Here is a 21,144-nt window from a genome sequence, read left to right on the forward strand (position 1 = left end):
GCCTAGTTTTCCCTTGATAAAAAAGAAAACTAGAGCAGTTTCTAGTTTTCTTGGTTATAAATCATCTGCAATCTTATTAATTTTCCGAAGGCGGTGATTCACGCCACTTTTGGTCAGAGGTTTACTAAGACTATCCGCTAACTGCTGGATAGAGTAATCAGGATGATTAACTCTCAAATGTGCTACCTCTTGTAAATCAATTGGCAGACTCTCCAAGCCACTTGTCTCCATAATCTTTACAATATTATTGATGGTCTTCATACTAGCTGTCACGGTTCGAGCTATATTGGCAGTCTCTGCATTATTAGCTCTATTGATATCATTTCTAGTCTCCCGAAGAATTTTCACAGCTTCAAACTCAGCCATGGCCTCCATTGCTCCAACAACAATCAGAAAATCCATGATATCTTCTGCTCGCTGCAAATATGTAACTGCTCCTTTTTTTCGTTCGATGGTTTTTGCATCTAGTAAGAAACATTGCATCAAACTAGCAAGTCCTTGAGCATGGTCCAAATAGACAGAAACGATTTCTAGTTGGTATTTACCAGATTCTGGGTCTCGCATACTACCGTTTGATAAGAAAGCCCCCCTAAGATAAGCTCTACTTGCTTCATCATCAGATAGAATAAGAGGATCAATCCCCTCTTGGATTCCAAAGAAAGCATCCGCCAGGTGCAAGTCTGACAAGATATCTTCAACTTTTTCATCTAGAAAAACAGTATAGACACGATTTTTTCGTAAATTAGTTTTCTGGTGATGACGTATGTCTGATTTCACCTGATAAAAGCTCAAGAGCAACTCATAAATATGACGAGCAATTTTTGCGTTCTCAGTAGTAATGGATAGAGTTAGTCCTTGACTTGCAATTCCTAAACTACCAGACATCTTCATGATAGCAGCCAATTCACTCTTACTCTTGGTATCTAGTCCTAATAGTTCTTCTTTTACCTTTACCGTAAAGCTCATTTTCGCACCTGAATGTTCTTCATCAATTCTTCCACAACTAAATTACCATCGTGGAAGGCTCCACCATTTTCCAAACGTAAAAAATTAGAAGAAATGACACGAGGAACTTGTTCTTGAAGTCCCTTAAAGTCGTGCTCAACTTGTACCAAATACTCATCAAATTTATTACAATTCATATAATCTTTTGGAACATTTTCAATATTCACCAGCACTGTATCGATAAATTTTTGACCCAAATGACGATGCAAAACATCCACATGATTAGCATCCGTGAAGTGTTCAGTTTCCCCTCTTTGGGTCATAATATTACAGACATAAGCTACCTGAGCCTTGGTTTCAAGTAGAGCTTGGCCAATCTCTTCAATCACCAAATTTGGCAAAATAGAGGTAAAAAGTGATCCTGGACCAAGTACGACCATATCGCTGTCCAAAATGGTCTGAACAACCTTACGGCTGGCTTGGGGCTTTTCATCATCATAAGTATTAGTCACATAGACATGGTCAATCATGCCTTTATAATCGGCAATCCGACTCTCACCTGCCACTTCAACACCATCAGTAAAAACAGCATGAAGGGTTAATGGACTATCGCTGGATGGATAGATTTTTCCCGTTGTATGGAAAAACTTAGTCAGAATTTGCATGGCATTATAGGTTGAGCCCTGCATTTCAGAAATACCAGCAATAATTAAATTTCCTAAAGGATGCCCCGCTAAAGGTCCATCTTGGTCAGCAAAGCGATACTGAAAGACTCGCTCATAAAACTTTGGCATATCAGACAAAGCAACAAGTACATTTCGTAAATCGCCTGGAGGAGTTAGCTGGGTATTTTTTCTTAACTCACCTGAACTCCCCCCATCATCAGCAACCGTTACGATAGCAGAAATATCTACATCCCTTTTTCGTAAACTATCAAGGATAACGGAAATCCCGGTTCCACCACCAATAACAGCTATTTTGGGCTTTCTCATGAGCGATTTACCGTTTCCTTTCTGCGGTCTTTGTCACGATGGCTACAGTTGACAGGCCAATTTTTAGCTAAATCGTCTGCCAAACGCTGAGCAAAGGCAACACTTCTATGTTGACCTCCTGTACAACCAACAGCAATTGTCAAGACTGACTTTCCCTCTTTCTTGTAACCAGGTAAAATCGGTTCAATTAAATTCAGTAGATGTTGATAAAATTCAGTTGACTCCTCATGGTTCATGACATAGTCAAAGACTGGTTTATCCAATCCTGTTTGATTACGTAGTTCTGGCTGATAGTATGGGTTTGGTAAAAAACGAACATCAAAAACCAGATCCGCATCCAAAGGAAGACCATACTTAAATCCAAAACTCATGACCTCAACACGAAAGGATTGTAGTTGAGACTGGTCAGAAAACTGTTCTGAAATAGTCTTTCGCAATTCACGAGGAGTTAAATCTGTCGTATCAACAACATTTTGACTGAGATTCTTAAGAGGAGCCAACAATTCCCGCTCCAACTTAATTCCGTCTAAAATCCGACCGTCTGCTGCCAATGGATGACTACGTCGTGTCTCCTTGTAACGAGCTACTAATTCTTTATCAGCCGCATCTAGAAAGAGAATTTTAAAATCAATTTCTAAATTGTTTTCAACCTGATCTAAAACATTCTGAATTTCAGCAAAAAATGAACGACTACGCATATCCACGACAAGAGCTAGTTTGTCAATATCATTAGTTGTTTCCAATAATTGCAGGAACTTAGGTACAAGTGTTGGCGGGATATTATCAATGGTAAAGTAGCCCAAATCTTCGAATGACTGAATAGCTACTGTCTTTCCTGCACCACTCATTCCTGTAACAATGACTAGTTTCATCTCTTTCTCTGGCATATTCTCTCCCCTCCAGCTAGACCTTTAATCTAGCTCAGCAATGACTTCAATTTCAATTCTAACATCCCGAGGCAGGCGCGCTACTTCTACAGCAGATCGTGCAGGATAGGCGCTTGAAAAGGCTGTTTGATAAACAGCGTTAAAAGCCGCGAAATCATTGATATCACTCAGAAAACAAGTTGCTTTCACGACATGATCAAAATCAGTTCCAGCTTCTGTTAGAATAGCCTTGATATTTGAAAGAACTTGCTCAGTCTGTTCCTCAATCGTGCTACCGACAATCTCACCAGTTTCTGGTGACAAAGGGATCTGGCCACTTGCAAACAAAAGATTACCAGCCACTCGTCCTTGAACATAGGGACCAATAGCTTTAGGTGCTTTATTTGTATTAATTATCTTAGACATTTTCATTCCTCCTTATTTCCCTATTATTATATCATAAAGAGACTCTCCTAGCTCAATCCTTCTATGCCCGCAATTAAAAATCAATAAAATTCTCTAATCCTTTAAAAATCACTTGGGTATTTATTCTGTAATTTATGACGTCTAGTCGACTTAATAAAATTTCGAAACAAAAAACTGAGACAAGCTGACCTCAGTTTATATTTAATGCTATTTACTTGTTATCTTCTACGCAGATATTGAGTTAATCTAAAGATTAGAAAGGCTGATAAAATCAAACTTACTAACCAAATCGTCCTCAAGTACCAGAATTGGATGAGATAAGTAGACGCGATGGCTCCCGTCACAAAACTAGCTAAAAGAGCCACAAAAAACAAGCCTTCTTCTAAGTAAGATATTTTCTTGGTTCGAACGTAAGTCCCAAAAGCAACCATGGTCTTCTTAAGATTACCTGTCATAAAGGAATTATTATAGGCAATGCCATCTACTTCTCCAAAAGCCGTCGCTACCAAACCCATACAAAAACCAAGAGGAGGCACAATGTAGATATTGGCGAAGTTGCCTGGCAAAAATCCAATTATAGAAGATACTAGAATTAGTGGCACAATGCTAGAAAGGCGCCACCAGGATTTTTCAAAAAGATTTTGAAAAACCGTCATTAAAAAGATCCCTAGCATAAAAGCTAACATCGTAGCCAGTTTTACTTCAATTTCTCTTGTCTCATGATTAATCAATTCAACTGAAAGGAAAACAACATTTCCTGTTTGCCCAGCTACCAAGGTCCCTCCCCTTTCAATGAAGGTATAGGCATCCACAAACCCCGCGCAAAATGTTAACAAACAGGCGAAAAATTTAGATCGGGAATGAAATTCTCTTTTCACAATATTTCTCATTTTATTTAAAAAGTCTAGCTCCTTACTAGACTTCCTCCTCATTAATTTCTAGCTTCTTTTAAGATTTTTTCAATCTTAGTTGTGATCAAATCAATGGCAACTTTGTTTGAAGCTCCTTCAGGAATGATGACATCAGCATAGCGCTTAGTCGGCTCAATAAACTGATGATACATGGGTTTCACAACACCCAAATATTGTTCAATAACGCTATCCAGACTACGACCACGTTCTTCCATATCTCGCTTGATCCGGCGAATGATTCGAACATCATCATCTGTGTCAACAAAAATTTTGATATCCATCAAGTCTCGCAAACGCTGATCTTCAAGTACCAAGATCCCTTCTACAATAAATACATCTTTGGGTTCCTGACGATAGGTTTTACTACTACGTGTATGCTCCGTATAATCGTAGGTTGGGATATCTACTGGACGGCCAGCCAAAAGCTCCTTGATTTGTTCAATCATTAGATCTGTATCGAAGGCAAAAGGATGGTCATAGTTGGTCTTAATCCTTTCCTCAAAAGTCAGATGAGACTGGTCTTTATAGTATGAATCATGCTCAATCATAGCAATCTTTTCATTCGGGAAATTAGATAAAATTGCTCTGGAGACGCTCGTTTTACCTCCACCTGATCCACCGGTCACTCCAATAATAATAGGTCTGTTTTGCATTTCTTGCTCCAATATTTTTAATCCTATCTATTTTACACCAAATCATGGTATAATGAAAGGGCTAATCAGTAAAAAATAGAGAGATTTTTAAAGGAGGGAAGCATGTTAAAATTAGGTATTATTGGAACAGGACAGATTTCCCATGAGTTTATCAAGGCTGCTAAACTCAGTGGCCATTATGAGTTACAGGCTGTATATTCGCGGAGCTTAACTTCTGCTCAAGCCTTTGCCCAAGATTATCAAAATGTAGAACTTTTTAGTGATTTTACAGATTTTTTAAAAAGTTCGCTCGATGTAGTCTATATTGCCAGTCCAAATTCCCTACACTTTGAGCATGCTAAACAAGTTATTTTAGCAGGTAAACACGCGATTATTGAAAAACCAGCTGTGTCGCTACCGGAAGAATGGCAAGAACTAGTAGCCCTTTCTAAGAAAAAAGAAGTTTATATTTTTGAAGCTGCCCGTAATTATCATGAAGAAGCCTTCTCTACTATTCAAGGCTTCCTCAAGTACAAGACTATCTGGGGAGCTCACTTCACCTATGCCAAATATTCTTCTAAGATGCAGGCACTACTTGCAGGGAAAGAACCTAATGTCTTTTCTGCCAAGTTTTCTGGTGGAGCTTTGATGGACCTAGGTGTCTATCCCGTATACGCTGCGATTAAGCTCTTTGGTGCCCCTCAATCTGCTCGATACAGTGCTCAACAATTACCTAATACCATTGACTTAAATGGAGTGGGAGCTTTGATATACCCTGATTTCCAAGTCGGGATTCAGGCTGGAAAAAATATCAATAGCAATCTACCCGCAGAAATCTACACGGATCAGGGAACTCTGACTTTAAACAGTATTGAATTTATCAGTTCTGCTATTTTCCAAGGACTAGATGGACAAGAAACCCTTCTTCCCATTCAGCAAGCTTCTCATACCATGCAGGAGGAAGCTAAAGCCTTTGCAACAGTATTACTAAGAAAAGATCGAACAGCTTATGAGGAATGGCTAAAAGCAGCATCTGCCGTTCACCAAACATTGTGGACCATGCGTAAGGATGCTGGCATTAGATTTGAGGTTGATTATGATTAAAAAATATTTTCCTAACTCTTGGCAAGACAAGTTAGAAGACTTAGGATTTTCAGAGCTTACAAGTATACAGGAAGAGATATTTGAGCCAATTTCATCAGGAAAATCTGTTTTAGGGATCAGTCCAACGGGAACTGGCAAAACTCTAGCCTACCTCTTTCCCAGTCTACTTAAGATAACGCCAAAAAAAGCTCAACAGCTCTTGATTTTAGCTCCTAATACTGAGTTGGCTGGACAAATCTTTGAAGTTTGCAAAAGCTGGGCAGACTCACTTGGTTTGAACGCTCAGCTATTCATTTCTGGATCCAGTCAAAAACGCCAGATTGAACGTCTAAAAAAAGGACCTGAAATTATCATTGGTACTCCAGGTCGAATTTTTGAATTGGTCAAGCTGAAAAAAATTAAGATGATGAATATTGATACAATCGTTTTAGATGAATTTGACCAACTGCTCAGCGATTCTCAGTATCATTTTGTTGATAAAATCGTTCGCTATGCACCTCGTGACCACCAGCTGGTATATATGAGCGCCACCGCTAAGTTCGACCACGATAAGATTGCTAAAGACACCCTAAAAATTAGCATTGATAATCAAGTCTTGGACAATATCCAGCATTTTTACATACAAGTTGAAAAACGTGACAAAGTAGAGTTGCTACGCAAACTGTCTAATGTAGAAGAATTTCGTGGGTTGGTTTTCTTCAATTCTCTATCTGATCTGGGTAGTGCTGAGGAAAAACTTCAGTATCGAGAAGCCAATGTTGTTTCACTTGCCAGTGATGTCAATGTTAAGTTCAGAAAGGTGATTCTTGATAAGTTTAAAGACCATCAGATTACTCTCTTGCTGGCCACTGACCTAGTTGCCCGAGGCATCGATATTGACTCTCTGGAATGCGTAGTAAACTATGAGCTTCCTCGCGACATCGAAACCTATACCCACCGATCTGGTCGGACAGGACGTATGGGAAAGGATGGTTCTGTTATCACCCTCATCAGCCATCCAGAAGAGCTGAAGACATTGAAAAAATACGCTTCTGTTCGCGAAATTGTACTAAAAAACCAAGAACTTTATGTAACGAGTTAAGCTAAAAAAGCTTTGGAAATCTAATGTTTCCAAAGCTTTTTGCTTTTACTCATTACCAACAATGATTTCAAAAATCTAACCCCAAGAACTATCTTAGTCTCTACTATAATAGATACGATGTGGCTCTAACTGACCCTCTAGCAACTCATCGACTGTCACCAGAGTGTAGCCATTATTTTGCAGATATTGGATGACACTCGGAAGGGCATCAATACTGGTCTGATGTATATCATGCATGAGGATTATAGAGCCTGGTTGGGTCTTGGCAACCTCCTGCATAATGGCTTTAGTATTGCGTGTCTTCCAATCTAGACTATCCACATTCCACATGATGAAGGATTGGTCAATGGCATTTTGAATCATAGAATTAATAGCTCCATAAGGTGGTCGCGTAATCGTTGGCTTAATCCCTATAACGTTATATATAGCCGTCTGAGTATCAAAAATTTCTTTCTTGACTGTTTCCATAGGCAGTTTAGTTAAAACTGGATGATCCCATGTATGTATTCCAATTTGATGACCTTCATTTTTTACTCTCTTGACAATGTCTGGATTGCTTACTACATTTTGACCTAACATAAAGAAAGTAGCCTTAACACCGTATTTCTTTAGGATATCCAACGCTTGTGGTGTTGTTTTAGCATCCGGTCCATCATCAAAAGTCAGAGCAACCATTTTCTCATGTCTTTTAGATTCATAGTTCTGATATGCTTCCAAGTCCGCTCCTTTTAGATAAGAAGGGTTGATTTGATTATAAAGGCTGGATAAAGGGACTTCTAAACTAGTCAAACCTTGAATTTCTTTAGGTAAGCTAATAGAAAAATGACTATTCTCATACCGGAAATTCCACTGGCTTAAGTCGCTTGCTGACATACTGTTAAGAACTTCTGTCTGAGCCGCTTCATCTATCTGTCTAAAAGTAAGTTGGCTAGAGATTTCACTTAAGAGGACTTCTTTTGCAACTTCTGCATCCTGAAAGACCTTGTCTAAGGTGAAACGATTGCCATCTGAACCTAGATAGTTCCAAGCTATTTGACGAGTTTCAGCAGGACTAATTTTCCTGTTTTTAGCTTGATAATCTTTTCGATGGACCAAAACTTCTTTTACATCAGTTAGACTGGTATCTTTTTCTTCTGAATAATAGAAGGTCAATTGATCAATCTTCCTATCTTTTTTCTGGCCATTCTTGATGGTTTTACTATCAGCATCCATCATTTCTTTGACGATTGAATTGACTTGACCATCACGCAATGGATAGAAGCTTTCAATATAGTGACTACCCTCTTGTCTACTCTTCTTCTCAGTATTTGAAGCGTAATTTTTCTCTTCCTTGGAAATTAAGGCTTCAATCTTCTCCTGGTACTCCTTATCTTGAAAATATGAGTAAATTCTCTTGACTCCAAAAAAGAGGGCAAGAACCACTGTAAAACTAAGCAAGCTAAAGAAAAGAAGTTTCTTTATATTAATTCTTTTTTTATTATGTTTTCTCATACACCTATCCTATCTCTGTATCTCATTCCTAGTGTGTCTTATTTATTATAACCCATCAAGCTGCAAATTTATATTAAATTTTTTAAAAAAATAAATATTAGAAGAACAGCAGGTTATTTAACCTGCTGTTTTTTATTAGATCTCCTAGATATCCTTTCCAAAACTTACTTCAAAAATTTTCTTATTTCCTTAACAAGCTCATCAGGAATATAACTATGAATATAGTGCGGAACATCAAAACTCTTTAGCTGAACATTTTTATGATCTTTAGCAAAGTCTTTCGACATATCTTGCCAGTCCTTTCTAGCAAAACCTGTCCCTTGACCATTGGATACAAATAGTAAATAAGGAATGGCAGGGACTTTGTCTTGCTTTACAAGTTTTGCATTACTTTTAACTTCTTCTGCTTCCTTCATTATGGCATTAGACAAGGGACGTCGATAGAATAAAGCTTTATAAATTGACTTTTCCTTTGGATTTAAAGAACCATTAGACAGGGAACGGATCTCTTTATCCGGAGAATAAAGCCAGCGACTTAGACCCAAGTTAGCAGCAAATTGCAAAGTCTTATATAGAAGCCGATTGGGTCTATACTTATCGTATGCTTGAGGAAGGGACATATCTAACCCAATAATCGCTTCAACTTCCTTAGGGTAAGAAGCAGACCAATGCATAGCTTCAAGTCCCGACATAGAATGTGGAAGGAGAACATATGGCCCTTTGACATCAGCCTTCTGTGAAGCTTTCCTTGTTTGACTTAGAATAGTATCCAAATCACGATGTTTAGACCAGTCATCGCTAAAGCCATACCCAAACTTCTCTACCACAACTACTCGATAGTCCTTTATAAGTTTGGAATACAGGGATTTGAAATTAAGAATAGGTGAACTAGTTCCACTACCCGAGAGAAAGACCAGGGTTTTCGGTCCATTTCCAGCCACATAGACATTCATTTGCTTTCCGTCTACCTCTACTCGCTGACCGATACTAGAGGTGAGGAACTTTTTCTCTTTGTTCAGACTATATTGATGGTATAAAAACACAAGAACTAGAATGAATAGAAGTAAGCTTGAAAAATATTTTAGAAACTTTAGCATAGGACTCCGCTTTTGCCTATCTTACTAACTCGCTTTTCAAATAAGCATCAACCATGCGCTCTGTCGCGACGACTGAATCAATATGCGTCCGCTCATAAGAGTGACTAGATTCAATACCAGCGCCTAAAAGAGCATGCTTAACTTCTGCTCCTGCACTCATAGCTGCAGAGGCGTCTGATCCGTAAAATGGATAGATGTCCAGTTTGTAAGGAATGTCTTGCTCCTTAGCCAAATTTACCAAATGTTGGCGGAAGCCATAGTGATAAGGCCCTGAAGCATCCTTGACACAGATAGAAACCGTATACTCATCAGTCTGCTGGTCGTCACCCATAGCGCCCATATCAACAGCCAGATACTCCACCGCTTGCTCAGGAAGGCTAGAATTAGCCCCGTGCCCAACCTCTTCAAAGACACTGAAAGCAAAATGAGTCGTCACTGGCAGCTGAATATTTTCCTCTTTATAAACGCGCAAAAGATTGAGCAAAATAGCTGCGCTGACCTTATCATCCAGAAAGCGAGACTTGATAAAGCCTGACTCAGTAACTGTGGTACGAGGGTCAAAGGAAATAAAATCACCGACTTCGATTCCTAAATCTCGCGTTTCTTTTTCACTCGTCACCTTTTCATCCAAACGAACTTCCATATTGTCCTGGGTACGCTCAACCGTCCCAGCATCCTTGTAGACATGACAAGAAGTCTGGTGAACCAAAATAGTCCCACTGATAGTCTTACCGCTACTTGCCACATGAATTAGACAGTTTTCTCCTTCAATCATATTCCAAGGGAAACCTCCAATCCGATCCAGTTTAAGACGACCGTCTGACTTGACTGCACGCACAATAGCCCCCAGTGTATCCACATGGGCAGTCACTACCCGATGCTGGGCATCATTTTCACCCTTAACCACAACATGGACGCCACCTTTATTAGTCCGGATAGGCTCATAGCCCAATCCTTCCAAAGTTTTTACCAGATAGTCAGCCACCTCGGCTGTGAAGCCTGTTGGGGAAGGAATCGCCGTTAATTCTTGTAAATATTGAACAGTTTGATTCATTTTAATCTCCTCATATTTTTTTATCATTATAGCACAAAAATAGCTTTTACAGATGGGTTTATCAATGTAAAAGCTAGATTATTTATATTATTCAGCTAGCATGACTTCTTTTAAGGTCAAGCCTTCAATAGTTTTGACATAGTAGGCAAGTAAAAGTTCATATAAGATCACAAAGGCTAAGAAGGCGATTAAGCAAAGCTGAACATCAAATGCGTAGTCGGGGACCCCCTTAGCATCTTTCACAATAACTTTAAGGAGTAACTTCATAAGACCATACTGATATACCGTCCCTAAGACAAAACCAAGGTAAGCAACCACTCGATAACGAGCAAAAATAACGAGACTACATTCTTTTTTGCTATAGCCAAAGGCTTTCATGAGAGCCAGACTGGCTTTGTTTTCTTGGACGACAGTACCTAGACAAAGCAGCAAAATCGAAAGTGACAGAAGAATGCCTATTCCCATCATCATGACTTGAATGGTACCATCTATAAAGTCTTTCATGCCTAAGGAAAGCTGCATCATAGCTGCAAAAGAAAATGCTGCAAAGACAACAAAGAAAATCAATAATTTCCTTTTATAAAAATGAACAGCCCCCAACTCTTTCAAAAAAGGTTTATTTGCTTTAGTTTTATGGTGCTTTTGCTTTACTTGTGCCAACTCAAATCTCTTCAGCAAATAAAGGCTCGGCTGCTTCAATTTAATCAAAGCATAGCCAATTCCTAATAATGCAAATAGAAGAGTCGGTAAGATGACCATCGCAAGAAATAATTGCCAATGAAAATGAATTTCAATAGTGGGCAAGAAACCTTTTTGATTGCGCAAATCATAAAAGTCCTTCATAAAGAAGAATGATGAAGCAAACCCAAGCAAGGCTCCTAGAAAAACTGAACAACTAAAAATCCAGAAATGCTTGGCTAATTCAACATTTTGGTAGCCAAGAGCTTTGAGAATCCCTAACTCTTCCTTATGATCATCAATAAACTGCTTGATATAAAAGAATAAGAGAAGAACAGCTAGGAGAGAAAGCACTCCTCCACTAACCAAGGAGACGAATTTAGCAATGAGAACTTGAGCATCGTAATAAGCCTTGGCTGGTAAAGATAATTTCTCAACCTCAATAGATTGAAGATCAAGGTAAAAATTGATAAATAAAGTCGAGACCAAAACTGCACAAAAACTGATAATGGAGACAACAGATAATTTCCGTAAATCTTTGCTACTAACTACCATAATCTACCACCCAATCTCTTCTACTCTCTTTGGCTCTTCATTGACCGTAATGTCCTGAATTTGCCCGCTATTCACCCTCACCACAGTATTTGCCAGCTGGGCTATATGCTCATTATGAGTAACCATTACTAGGGTAAATCCAAGCTCTTTTTTCATTTGAGCAATGTAGGATAGAATCTGGCGGCCTGTCGCCTCATCGAGAGCTCCTGTCGGCTCATCAAGGAAAAGTACCTTTGGCTTCTTAGCCAAGGCTCTGGCAATCGCTACGCGCTGTTGCTCACCGCCGGATAATTCACTGGGATATTGATGGATTTTTTCTTTTAAACCCATTTCTTCAATAATTGGGAGGTAATCTTGATTCTTTGCAAGATGGGCTCCCATTTTAACATTCTGCACTACCGTCAACTCTTGTAATAAATAATATTGCTGGAATATAAAAGCGACCTGATTCTTACGGAACTTAGTCAGTTGACTTTCACTTAAAGACGCAATATTTTCCCCATCATATAATACTTCACCCTGATCAGGTTTTTCCAAGCCTGAAAGAATGTTTAGCAAAGTCGACTTACCCGATCCAGAAGCTCCCAAAATCACTAAATAATCTTGCTCTTCTATCCGTAAATCGATACCTTTTAAAACCTCATTGGCTCCGTAGGACTTTCTTACTCCCTTTAGTTCAATCATGATTCCCTCCTAATAATTCCTTTATAAGCGCTGTGAAAACTTGTGTCAGCATGGTAGTTAGTTCTGCGGGTGAAAAGCGATAGATTCCTGCAGCAGTCATACTGGCAATTCCATGTGAATAAATAAATAGATGTTGATAAAGTTGCTCTGATAGCTGTCTTGAAAGCCCATATTCCTCTTGAATAGACAGAATCATATTTTCATAACTGTAATCTTTGATTGGTAAAAACTCAGAAAACTGATGAATAGCACGTTCGGACTCATTCATAAAGATCAATTGAAAAAGCTGGGGCTCCTCTGCTGCAAATCGGATATAAGCGATCCCAACAGCCCGAAAGGCTTTTTCTTCCTGCAAGGCAATTTCAACTTGTCTGACAAAGATCCTCTCGGCAGCAACGACGATAGCCTTGCTCAACTCATCCATATTATCGAAAAGACCAAAAATGACCTTAGGTGAAGACTTCAATCTAGCAGCAACAGCTCGTGCCGTGACAGCCGACTTCCCCTCTTCTCGAACAAGATCTAGACAAGCTTCAATGATTTCTTCTTTGGTGAATTTATTTTTTGGAGGCATTGATATCCCTTTCTGATACATTTGTTGCGCAACAATTGTTTCTTTTAAAATATTTAACCATATCCTAACTCAAAAATCAAGAAAAATATAAAAAATACTAGCTAAGTTTCCTTAGCTAGTATTAAAATGATTACTTATTAAAGATTGACTGTCTGAAGTCGTCTGTCTCACGAAGATAAGCGTTGTAAATCTTCTTCTTGAGCAGGTTGACCCAGCTAGCTTCGACACGACTAGTAGCATTGGTAATGTTGCGCACATCCTCTGCTACGGCTGCGTCCATTAGCTTCTGCATCTCTTCATAAGAACGAATGGTTACTTTCTTGGTACTGCTTGGATTTTTTAGCTCGTACTCAATGGTGATTGGTTTGAGCTTGGTCAGCTGATCAATCCGCTCTTGGTACATAGCCTTCTTGAAGGATGCCCAAGAGTCGTATTCACCCTTGAATACATTTTCCAAGACTTTCTGGTCAGTTACGAGACCAACATCTCTTCCGGACCATCCGTCCCAAGTTTTCTTGCCTTCATCAAAGGCTTCCTTAGAGTACTTACCAGAAACATAAGGGACAAATCCTTCATGGTAGCCCTTAGCCGCTAGCAACTCATAGGCCGTGCGACGGAACATGACATCACCCGGCGCTCCATTTGGATTGCTCAAGGCTGAGTAAATTGGTGAGAAGAGGCTGAGACTGAGGTAGCCATTTCGGCCATATTTCCCACTATCCTTGTTCTCCCGACGAGTGATCACATCATTTTCAATCAGAGAGTTAAAGGTCTTCAACTGTTTGATTTCTTCAGCAGTAAAGCTTCGCGTCTGGTTACCAGCATGAGTCTCCTTACCATACTTATCTGTAATATAGTAATTCTCCATCTTCCTGAACCACTGAAGTTTAGCATCATCGCTCTGCTTCAGCATAGATCTACCTTCTAGGTAATCTAGCGTGTAGATCATGTCAAACATACCATGGACATAGTGCTGCAGGTCTTCTGCATTTTGAACGCGTTCCTTGAAGTTATATGTGTGTAGACGCGTCTTAGAGTCTTTGTCCACCTTGAAGAGGGTATTGAGAGTAATGGTAGCTTCATCTGCACTTGGAGTGGACTGCAAGAGTCCACGAGCATAGAGTTCCGCACCCAAGCCCTCACGACGACCATAACCTTCAAAGTAGATACCACCGTCAGAATTATGGGTCATCTCATGCGTATAGACAGAGTTCCCATAGTCTTCTAACAAGCGAGCAGCATCAAAGTGGGTTACACTTCCTGTAGCATAGGCATTGTAGCCCTTGCTTGGGTACCACTTACCAGCTGGTCCGAAGAACTCCTGCATAGCCAGTGATTTTTTGTCATTAGCTGGAGCCCAATATCTTTTACCATCCTTGTCAACCAATGAGAATCCATCGTAAACCAGAACAGAACGGAAGAGCTTGTCCTTGCTTTCATCGCTTAGAATCTTATACCAGAAATCATAGTGATCTCGCTGGTATTCAGCTGTTTTTCTCACTCGGTCTTCGACATATTCAGCTAGCTCTGCATCTGTCCGAACTCTGCCATTGGCATCAAGGCGGTAGCGATCATAAGCTCCCATAGAGAGGGTAGATATATTGGAGATAGCATAGACACCTTTCTCCGTCATGGTCAAGAGTGGCAGAAGCATGCCCTTGTGTTCCCAATTATCTGCAGTAATCTTGTCATAAACGCCAACAGAATACTTGCTCTTGCCCTCGGCTGCATCCTGAAGATGTCTAGCTTCTGCAACATCCGACTTGGCCTCAACGATGTAGGCTTTTGTATTGGTCTTGAGCCATTCATTATTGGTTTTGTATGGAAGGAAGAGCTGACGATAGCCTTCAAGATAATTGAAGAGCCCTCGTTTACCAGTTGCTTCAGAGAGCGAGGTATCATAAGCCATATAGTTGTTCTTGGCTTTAAGATTATTAAAGCCAGACTGACCTAGTGAAATAATGGTATCCAACGTTGAAGCATTATGATTTCCAAAGAAGTCAAACTTATAGGCTGACAAATCCTTGACATTGATATTGTCATAGTTGATATTATACCAGCGGTTGAGATAGGTCAGACCCAGCAGGAAGGCTTCCTTATTGGCTGTAATCTTCTGGGCTACATAGTCAGCCACGACATTGCCTTCAGTATTGATGGACTTGTCCATAGCCAGAACCTTGCGCAACTCTTCTGACAGCTTAGTCTTGACTTGGTCAAAGGCGGTATCCAGATAGAGATCATCCAGAGAAGTATCAGCATTCACGCCTAAAACAGTTCGCATAGTTGGTGAGTCAAGGTCAACCTTGTTCAACTCTGGTAGCACTTGATTAAGAATCCTGCTATAGTCTGATAGGAATGCTTCTGGTGTATAAAGAAGGCCCAAGCCATTTACACTGTACTCAGCAATTGCCTTATATTTGAAATCTCCCTTATAGGTCAGATCCAGGTATTCAACCGTATTATCCTCAAAGTGCAGCATCAGACGGTTAATTCCGGTCTTATTGCTATTGATATCAGTGATAATCTGGTCACCCTTCATCGGAACAACATCCAGCAAGTACTCCGTATTGAGCTTGTGATTATCTGGAAGTTTATTTCCATAAGTAACGATAGTTTCCTTATTGTAGAATGGAAGGAGCTTTTCCATGTTAGCATAAGCTATCAGACGATCTTCTCGGGCATTCTTTTCCTGGGTGTAGTCGACAGAATAAAGGTTAAGATTCGTGTCTTCTAGCGTGGTCGTAATGTCTAGGTCAGCCAGCTTTTCTTCTGCCTCGTTCAGAGTCAGTGTTGAAGTGACAAACTTGTCATTTTCCAGCGTTTTATTTCCTTCAACGGCATAAGCATCTGTGATACGGTTATTCTCATATCCCTGATCGCCAGAAATACTGTAAACATTTGTACCGCTGACATTGCTGATGACATTATCGATCAAGCCATTGAAGTAATTGGAGCCAACCACGCCACCAATCTGACCGTTCTTAGTAGAGTTTTGAATCTTTCCAGCTACATAAGAACGGCTGATGCGGGCATTGTTTTCTAAACGGCCAACCAGACCGCCGAAGCGTTGGTTGTTGGCTCTAGCGCCTGCTAGAATAGTCACATCTGCCCTGCTTTGGCTAATCAAGGAGTTTCCTCCCTTAAGATTGGCAACCAAACCACCGACATTGTATTCCTTGCCCTGCTTATCATTTGACACGATAGTTCCAGTAAAGGAGCTATTGGTAATTTGGGTATTTGTCGCACTCACAACTAGTCCCGCTACATTAGAAGCGTTGCCTACTACCGATACTCTACCTTGGACAGAGAGGTCTGTGATTTGAGCATTTTCAGCACTACGAGCTAGTGCAGCTGAGTCATAGGTACCTACAATATTGACCTCTTTCAAGTCCAGATTAGAAATAGAGGAACCACTCTTGAGATTTTCAAATAACGGCTTGGCCAGATTATAAATAGCGTACTGCTTGCCATTATGGTTACCAGTCAGACTGCCTGTGAAGTTTCCTTTGAGGTAGACATAATCCGCAGGAGCTAGGTTAACCTCGCTCGCATCCAAATCAGCACCCAGAACATAGTTGCCAGCCATATTTTGCTTCATAGCGTCTACCAAACCAGCAAAGCTAGTGTAGACATTTTGCTGACTAGGAACAGCTGCCTTACTGATATAGAAGTCATAGCCAGACTTATAGCCTGTCTCACCTTCTTGTACCAGCTCAGGCAGAGAGACGGTCACCTTATAGACATCCCTGCCATCCTTCTGACTTTCCGCTATGCTGTGAACCGGCAGGAGCATTTCCTTAGATTCACTTGATTTGACTTTGACAAAGTAGGTAGACAGATCCGTAGGCATAGAGCTCATGGATACGACGCGCTTAAACTGGTCGTTTTCTTTGCTGTAAAACTCGGCAGAATCAATATCTCGGAAGGCAATCTTCTTGTATTCTAGCTCAAAGTTACGACTGTCTGTTTCAAACTCAGTGAAGCTGCCATTATCCAGTTCATAAGTCAGCTTGGTTTTCAGAGTATAGCCTGTGTAGTAGTCTAAGTCGCCAATCTTCAGACTTCCTGCGAAATTGGTAATCGGAAGAGTGCGGACAAGCTGATCTCCCTGATACAATTCAGCAGTCGCTGAACGGAAGGACTGGGTCTGGTCTTCTAATCTATATTGGACTGTAACCGACTTGTCATCTGCATTTTCTGTCAAACTTAGAATAGAAACTGTCGGCTTAACTTTAGGCACTCCATTTAGAGCTTCTTTGGCTGCTGTCAGGCTAGCAAATGCTTGATTGACCTGCACTTGAGTGGCAGTTTGATTGTTCAGAACACTTTCTGCCTTGGACAATTCGTCAGTATAAGCTGTCTGCTTATCTGAATCCGCATTCTTATATTTAACAGAAGTTTTAACAGTTGGATTTAAATCGTACTCGTTTTGAAGAGCCGTTTTGACAACCTCAAGACCGCTTAACTGAGCTTTAGCTTGGTTGATTTGTTCCACCAGTTGGTTAACTTCTGCTTGGCTGGCTTGGGATTGGCTCAGAATAGCTTGACCTGCCATCAAGGCAGTATCGTAGTTAGCTTGATGACTCTGACTATCGTTAAAATAACGTGCCTGAGCTTTAATCTGATCCGCTTCTGCTAATAGATTATGCAGTGAAATTAAATCGAACTCCTCTAAAGCTTCTGCTTTCGGTGCATCGTTCGGTACCATGTTCGGCTTAGCCGTGCCGACTTTGACGATTTGCGTTACTGGAGCCAAGGTTTCCTCGTTAGACAACTCTTGGCGGTCGATTTCCCGACCGTTAGAACTGTAGATACGAGTCTTAATCGTCCGTTCTCCTTGGACACCCGGAGTTGCGATTTGACGAGCATCTCGAACCAATTCATCAGTATATTGCTCCTCGGTGTTGAACGCAACCTTCTCAACGCGAATTTCGTCAGTATAAGTCAACGGATACTCTGGTAAAGCTTCTGATTTCGGTGCATCGTTCGGTACCATACTTGGCTTAGCTGTTCCTACTTTGACGACTTGTGTTACAGGAGCTAAGGTTTCTTCATTCGAAAGTTCTTGGCGGTCAACCACTTGACCATTAGAACTGTAGACTCGGGTCTTGATTGTACGCTCGCCCTGGACACCCGGAGTTGTGATTTGACGAGCATCACGAACCAATTCATCCGTTTCTTCTTCACGAATGGTGAAATTGATTTTTTCAACTCTAGTTTCGTCTGTGTAAGTCAGTGGATATTCTGGCAAAGTGTCTGCTTTCGGCGCATCGTTTGGTACCATGCTCGGCTTAGCTGTACCGACCTTGACGATCTGTGTTACGGGAGCTAGGGTTTCCTCGTTAGACAACTCTTGGCGATCAACCTCTTGACCGTTGGAACTGTAGACGCGGGTCTTGATGGTCCGTTCGCCTTGAACTCCCGGAGTTGCGATTTGACGAGCATCGCGAACCAATTCATCGGTATATTGCTCCTCGATGTTGAAGGCTATTTTCTCTACGCGGGTTTCATCTGTATATGTCAGTGGATACTCTGGCAAAGCGTCTGCTTTCGGAGCTTCACTTGGTACCATGGTTGGCTTAGCTGTGCCAACTTTGACGACTTGCGTTACTGGAGCCAATGTTTCCTCGTTAGAAAGCTCTTGACGGTCGATCACTTGGCCATTAGAACTGTAGACTCGAGTCTTAATCGTACGCTCACCTTGGACTCCTGGAGTCGCAATTTGACGAGCATCTCGAACCAATTCATCCGTTTCTTCTTCACGAATGCTAAAGCTGATTTTCTCAACCCGAGTTTCGTCGGTGTAAGTTAGTGGATACTCTGGAAGAGCGTCTGCTTTCGGCGCATCGTTCGGTACCATGCTTGGCTTAGCTGTACCAACCTTGACAACTTGCGTTACGGGAGCCAAGGTTTCTTCATTCGATAGCTCTTGACGATCAACCACTTGACCATGGGAACTGTAGACTCGAGTCTTGATGGTCCGTTCGCCTTGCACTCCTGGAGTCACGATTTGACGAGCATCTCGAACAAGTTCATCGGTATATTGCTCCTCAATAGAAAAATCAATCTTTTCTATTCTAACCTCGTCATTTGTAGTCAATTCCAACTCAGAGTTCTCATAAACAGGAGCTGTATCAGGACTTGTGCCATAAGTCGTCAATTCTGGAACTTCTTGCACTGGTGCTGTTTCGGGGGTTGTACCATAATTGGTCAATTCTGGAACTTCTTGCACCGGTGCTGTTTCAGGGGCTGTACCATAGTTGGTCAACTCTGGAACTTCTTGCACCGGTGCTGTTTCGGGGGTTGTACCGTAGTTGGTCAACTCAGGAACTTCGTGGACTGGGGCTATTTCGGGGGTTGTACCATAATTGGTCAACTCGGGAACTTCATGCACTGGTGCTGTATCTGGTGCTGTGCCATATTCCGTCAGTTCTGGAGTCTCGTGAATTGGAGCTGTCTCGGGACTGGTGCCATATTCTGTCAGTTCAGGAACTTCATGCACTGGTGCTGTTTCAGGAGTTGTACCGTAGTTGGTCAACTCAGGAACTTCATGCACTGGTGCTGTTTCAGGAGTTGTACCGTAGTTGGTCAACTCAGGAACTTCTTGGACAGGTGCTGTCTCAGGACTGGTTCCATATTCTGTCAGTTCAGGAACTTCATGCACTGGAGCTGTATCAGGACTTGTACCATAATTGGTCAGCTCAGGAACTTCATGCACTGGTGCTGTTTCAGGGGTTGTACCATAGTTGGTTAGCTCCGGAACTTCTTGAACCGGTGCGGTATCTGGTGCAGTTCCATAAGTCGTCAATTCTGGAACTTCCTGAACTGGCGCTTCTTTTGGAACAGATTTGACTGCGGCAGTTCCTACCAACACAATTTCCGAAACAGGCTCTGTAGTTACCTGGTCTGAAATCACTTCGCTTTTTACAATTTCTTTACCTGCAATATAATTGCGAGTGACAACAGTACGTGTACCAGCGACACCTGCGCGAATGACCTGAGATTGCCCTTCTGCGAGCTCATTTGAATATTGGTACTCAGTTTGATAAGGCAGGACTTGGGTTTGGGTGCTGTCTTGGCTCTTGAGTTGCAATTCAGGTAATTCAGTAACTGGAAAACGTCGAGCAGATTCGTGCTCTTTAATAGCAATGGCTTTTTCTTGCTCTGTCGGTTTCTCTGTTTCAGTAGATACTGGCTTATTGGGAGCACTTGTATTCTCAGAAAAACTCACAGATTTGCCCGCCTGCTTATTGACTTCAACAGCTGACAAGTCCTTTTGTGCCATAGGAAGCTGATGATTTCCTGCTGCGTTCTCCTTGACCTGTTCACCGCTTTTCAGATATCCTACATATTCAAAACCGGTTATCTCTAAAGGCTCAGGCAGCTTATCTCCTACTGACAAATTCAGCCTTTGATTGTAAGCTGCTAATTCAATATTGGTCACTGCAAACACAGAAGGAGCTAAGAGAATAGAGCCTAGACCCGTCACCAGCAAAATAGAAGACAGGTATCGCTTACCATTTCTACCTCGTGCAATTACTAAGACTGCTAAAGTCAGCCCAGCGACTGCAAAAGTTGCTTCCCACAGACTTGAGTATCCCGTCCTCGGCAGATTATTCTCCAAAAGCCCCTGATTTTTTGGACGATATACTAAATAATAAGCGTCAGAGTTTTCTTCTACAAATTTTGGAAGCTCCTTAACGACCGCATTCTTTTCAGCCTCAGTCAGTTCAGACTCTACTACGTAGTGATATTGAATAGGAATAGTTTGCCTAGCTGATACTTCTGCAGCCTCAATCGTAATTACATTTCCTGCTATCGCTGTACTAAAAAAGAAGCTTCCGATAGTAGCGGAAACCAATCCTACTGATAACTTTCTTAAAGAATAGCGCTGGAACCTCTCACCAGTGATTCTTTTTTCCATAATAATTCCCTTTTCATAATATAATAATCTCTTAAAATTTTACTGAAATTTTTTCAAAAAGACAATTTCTTTGCTCAAAAATATATCTTCAAATACTGAAATTTACTTCTTTTTCAATCAAACATATTAT

The 21,144-nt window shown here is 41.0% G+C and carries 15 protein-coding genes; 2 read left to right on the plus strand and 13 right to left on the minus strand.

The window, feature by feature from the left end; translation table 11 throughout:
• Positions 1–54 precede the first annotated feature (54 nt).
• From whiA to udk, 6 genes are all read right to left on the minus strand, one after another.
• Positions 55–966: a DNA-binding protein WhiA gene (gene whiA, locus O3640_RS04265; protein WP_125367031.1), complete on the minus strand. Its 912-nt coding sequence runs from the start codon at positions 964–966 to the stop codon at positions 55–57.
• Positions 963–1,937: a YvcK family protein gene (locus O3640_RS04270; protein WP_125367030.1), complete on the minus strand. Its 975-nt coding sequence runs from the start codon at positions 1,935–1,937 to the stop codon at positions 963–965. The genes whiA and O3640_RS04270 overlap by 4 nt, the downstream gene beginning before the upstream one ends.
• A complete protein-coding gene (gene rapZ / locus O3640_RS04275; RefSeq protein ID WP_045634959.1) occupies positions 1,934–2,824 on the minus strand; it encodes an RNase adapter RapZ in 891 nt (296 codons plus the stop codon). The genes O3640_RS04270 and rapZ overlap by 4 nt, the downstream gene beginning before the upstream one ends.
• Positions 2,825–2,848: 24 nt before the next feature.
• Complete coding sequence (locus tag O3640_RS04280; protein ID WP_125367029.1) at positions 2,849–3,229, minus strand: RidA family protein; 381 nt, start codon at positions 3,227–3,229, stop codon at positions 2,849–2,851.
• A gap of 218 nt (positions 3,230–3,447) precedes the next feature.
• A complete protein-coding gene (locus O3640_RS04285) occupies positions 3,448–4,119 on the minus strand; it encodes a YoaK family protein (protein ID WP_125367103.1) in 672 nt (223 codons plus the stop codon).
• Between the two features lie 41 nt (positions 4,120–4,160).
• A complete protein-coding gene (gene udk, locus O3640_RS04290) occupies positions 4,161–4,793 on the minus strand; it encodes a uridine kinase (protein WP_008808855.1) in 633 nt (210 codons plus the stop codon).
• 102 nt (positions 4,794–4,895) lie between these two features.
• On the opposite strand from udk, the gene O3640_RS04295 reads away from it, so the two are divergent.
• A complete protein-coding gene (locus O3640_RS04295; protein WP_125367028.1) occupies positions 4,896–5,876 on the plus strand; it encodes a Gfo/Idh/MocA family protein in 981 nt (326 codons plus the stop codon).
• Complete coding sequence (locus O3640_RS04300) at positions 5,866–6,957, plus strand: DEAD/DEAH box helicase (RefSeq protein WP_185760656.1); 1,092 nt, start codon at positions 5,866–5,868, stop codon at positions 6,955–6,957. The genes O3640_RS04295 and O3640_RS04300 overlap by 11 nt, the downstream gene beginning before the upstream one ends.
• 93 nt (positions 6,958–7,050) lie before the next feature.
• Here O3640_RS04300 and O3640_RS04305 read toward each other — a convergent pair whose 3' ends face one another.
• The 7 genes from O3640_RS04305 to O3640_RS04335 all read right to left on the minus strand — a co-directional run bounded on the left by O3640_RS04305 (position 7,051) and on the right by O3640_RS04335 (position 21,014).
• The gene (locus O3640_RS04305) at positions 7,051–8,448 is read right to left on the minus strand and encodes a polysaccharide deacetylase family protein (RefSeq protein WP_125367026.1); all 1,398 of its coding nucleotides are present in this window, start codon (positions 8,446–8,448) and stop codon (positions 7,051–7,053) included.
• 164 nt (positions 8,449–8,612) lie between these two features.
• On the minus strand, positions 8,613–9,545 hold the full coding sequence (locus O3640_RS04310; RefSeq protein ID WP_371586751.1) for an alpha/beta fold hydrolase: 933 nt from the start codon (positions 9,543–9,545) through the stop codon (positions 8,613–8,615).
• 16 nt (positions 9,546–9,561) lie between these two features.
• Positions 9,562–10,599, minus strand: coding sequence for a M42 family metallopeptidase (locus O3640_RS04315; protein ID WP_371586753.1), 1,038 nt, complete (start codon positions 10,597–10,599; stop codon positions 9,562–9,564).
• A gap of 87 nt (positions 10,600–10,686) precedes the next feature.
• Positions 10,687–11,832 carry an FtsX-like permease family protein gene (locus O3640_RS04320; RefSeq protein ID WP_082307690.1) on the minus strand — a complete coding sequence of 382 codons (1,146 nt, stop codon included), beginning with the start codon at positions 11,830–11,832 and terminating at the stop codon, positions 10,687–10,689.
• 3 nt (positions 11,833–11,835) lie between these two features.
• On the minus strand, positions 11,836–12,516 hold the full coding sequence (locus O3640_RS04325; RefSeq protein WP_125375804.1) for an ABC transporter ATP-binding protein: 681 nt from the start codon (positions 12,514–12,516) through the stop codon (positions 11,836–11,838).
• Positions 12,509–13,090, minus strand: coding sequence for a TetR-like C-terminal domain-containing protein (locus O3640_RS04330; RefSeq protein WP_082307691.1), 582 nt, complete (start codon positions 13,088–13,090; stop codon positions 12,509–12,511). The genes O3640_RS04325 and O3640_RS04330 overlap by 8 nt, the downstream gene beginning before the upstream one ends.
• A gap of 130 nt (positions 13,091–13,220) precedes the next feature.
• A complete protein-coding gene (locus O3640_RS04335) occupies positions 13,221–21,014 on the minus strand; it encodes an SIALI-17 repeat-containing surface protein (RefSeq protein ID WP_371586756.1) in 7,794 nt (2,597 codons plus the stop codon).
• Positions 21,015–21,144: the final 130 nt, after the last annotated feature.

The sequence above is a fragment of the Streptococcus sp. 27098_8_75 genome (genome assembly GCF_041432475.1).
In the GTDB taxonomy this organism is placed as follows: domain Bacteria; phylum Bacillota; class Bacilli; order Lactobacillales; family Streptococcaceae; genus Streptococcus; species Streptococcus gordonii.

Coding starts and splice junctions, on each gene's coding strand:
- whiA (WP_125367031.1), bottom strand. CDS start 966: ATGAGCTTTACGGTAAAGGTAAAAGAAGAACTATTAGGACTAGATACC.
- O3640_RS04270 (WP_125367030.1), bottom strand. CDS start 1,937: ATGAGAAAGCCCAAAATAGCTGTTATTGGTGGTGGAACCGGGATTTCC.
- rapZ (WP_045634959.1), bottom strand. CDS start 2,824: ATGCCAGAGAAAGAGATGAAACTAGTCATTGTTACAGGAATGAGTGGT.
- O3640_RS04280 (WP_125367029.1), bottom strand. CDS start 3,229: ATGTCTAAGATAATTAATACAAATAAAGCACCTAAAGCTATTGGTCCC.
- O3640_RS04285 (WP_125367103.1), bottom strand. CDS start 4,119: ATGAGAAATATTGTGAAAAGAGAATTTCATTCCCGATCTAAATTTTTC.
- udk (WP_008808855.1), bottom strand. CDS start 4,793: ATGCAAAACAGACCTATTATTATTGGAGTGACCGGTGGATCAGGTGGA.
- O3640_RS04295 (WP_125367028.1), top strand. CDS start 4,896: ATGTTAAAATTAGGTATTATTGGAACAGGACAGATTTCCCATGAGTTT.
- O3640_RS04305 (WP_125367026.1), bottom strand. CDS start 8,448: ATGAGAAAACATAATAAAAAAAGAATTAATATAAAGAAACTTCTTTTC.
- O3640_RS04310 (WP_371586751.1), bottom strand. CDS start 9,545: ATGCTAAAGTTTCTAAAATATTTTTCAAGCTTACTTCTATTCATTCTA.
- O3640_RS04315 (WP_371586753.1), bottom strand. CDS start 10,599: ATGAATCAAACTGTTCAATATTTACAAGAATTAACGGCGATTCCTTCC.
- O3640_RS04320 (WP_082307690.1), bottom strand. CDS start 11,832: ATGGTAGTTAGTAGCAAAGATTTACGGAAATTATCTGTTGTCTCCATT.
- O3640_RS04325 (WP_125375804.1), bottom strand. CDS start 12,516: ATGATTGAACTAAAGGGAGTAAGAAAGTCCTACGGAGCCAATGAGGTT.
- O3640_RS04330 (WP_082307691.1), bottom strand. CDS start 13,090: ATGCCTCCAAAAAATAAATTCACCAAAGAAGAAATCATTGAAGCTTGT.
- O3640_RS04335 (WP_371586756.1), bottom strand. CDS start 21,014: ATGGAAAAAAGAATCACTGGTGAGAGGTTCCAGCGCTATTCTTTAAGA.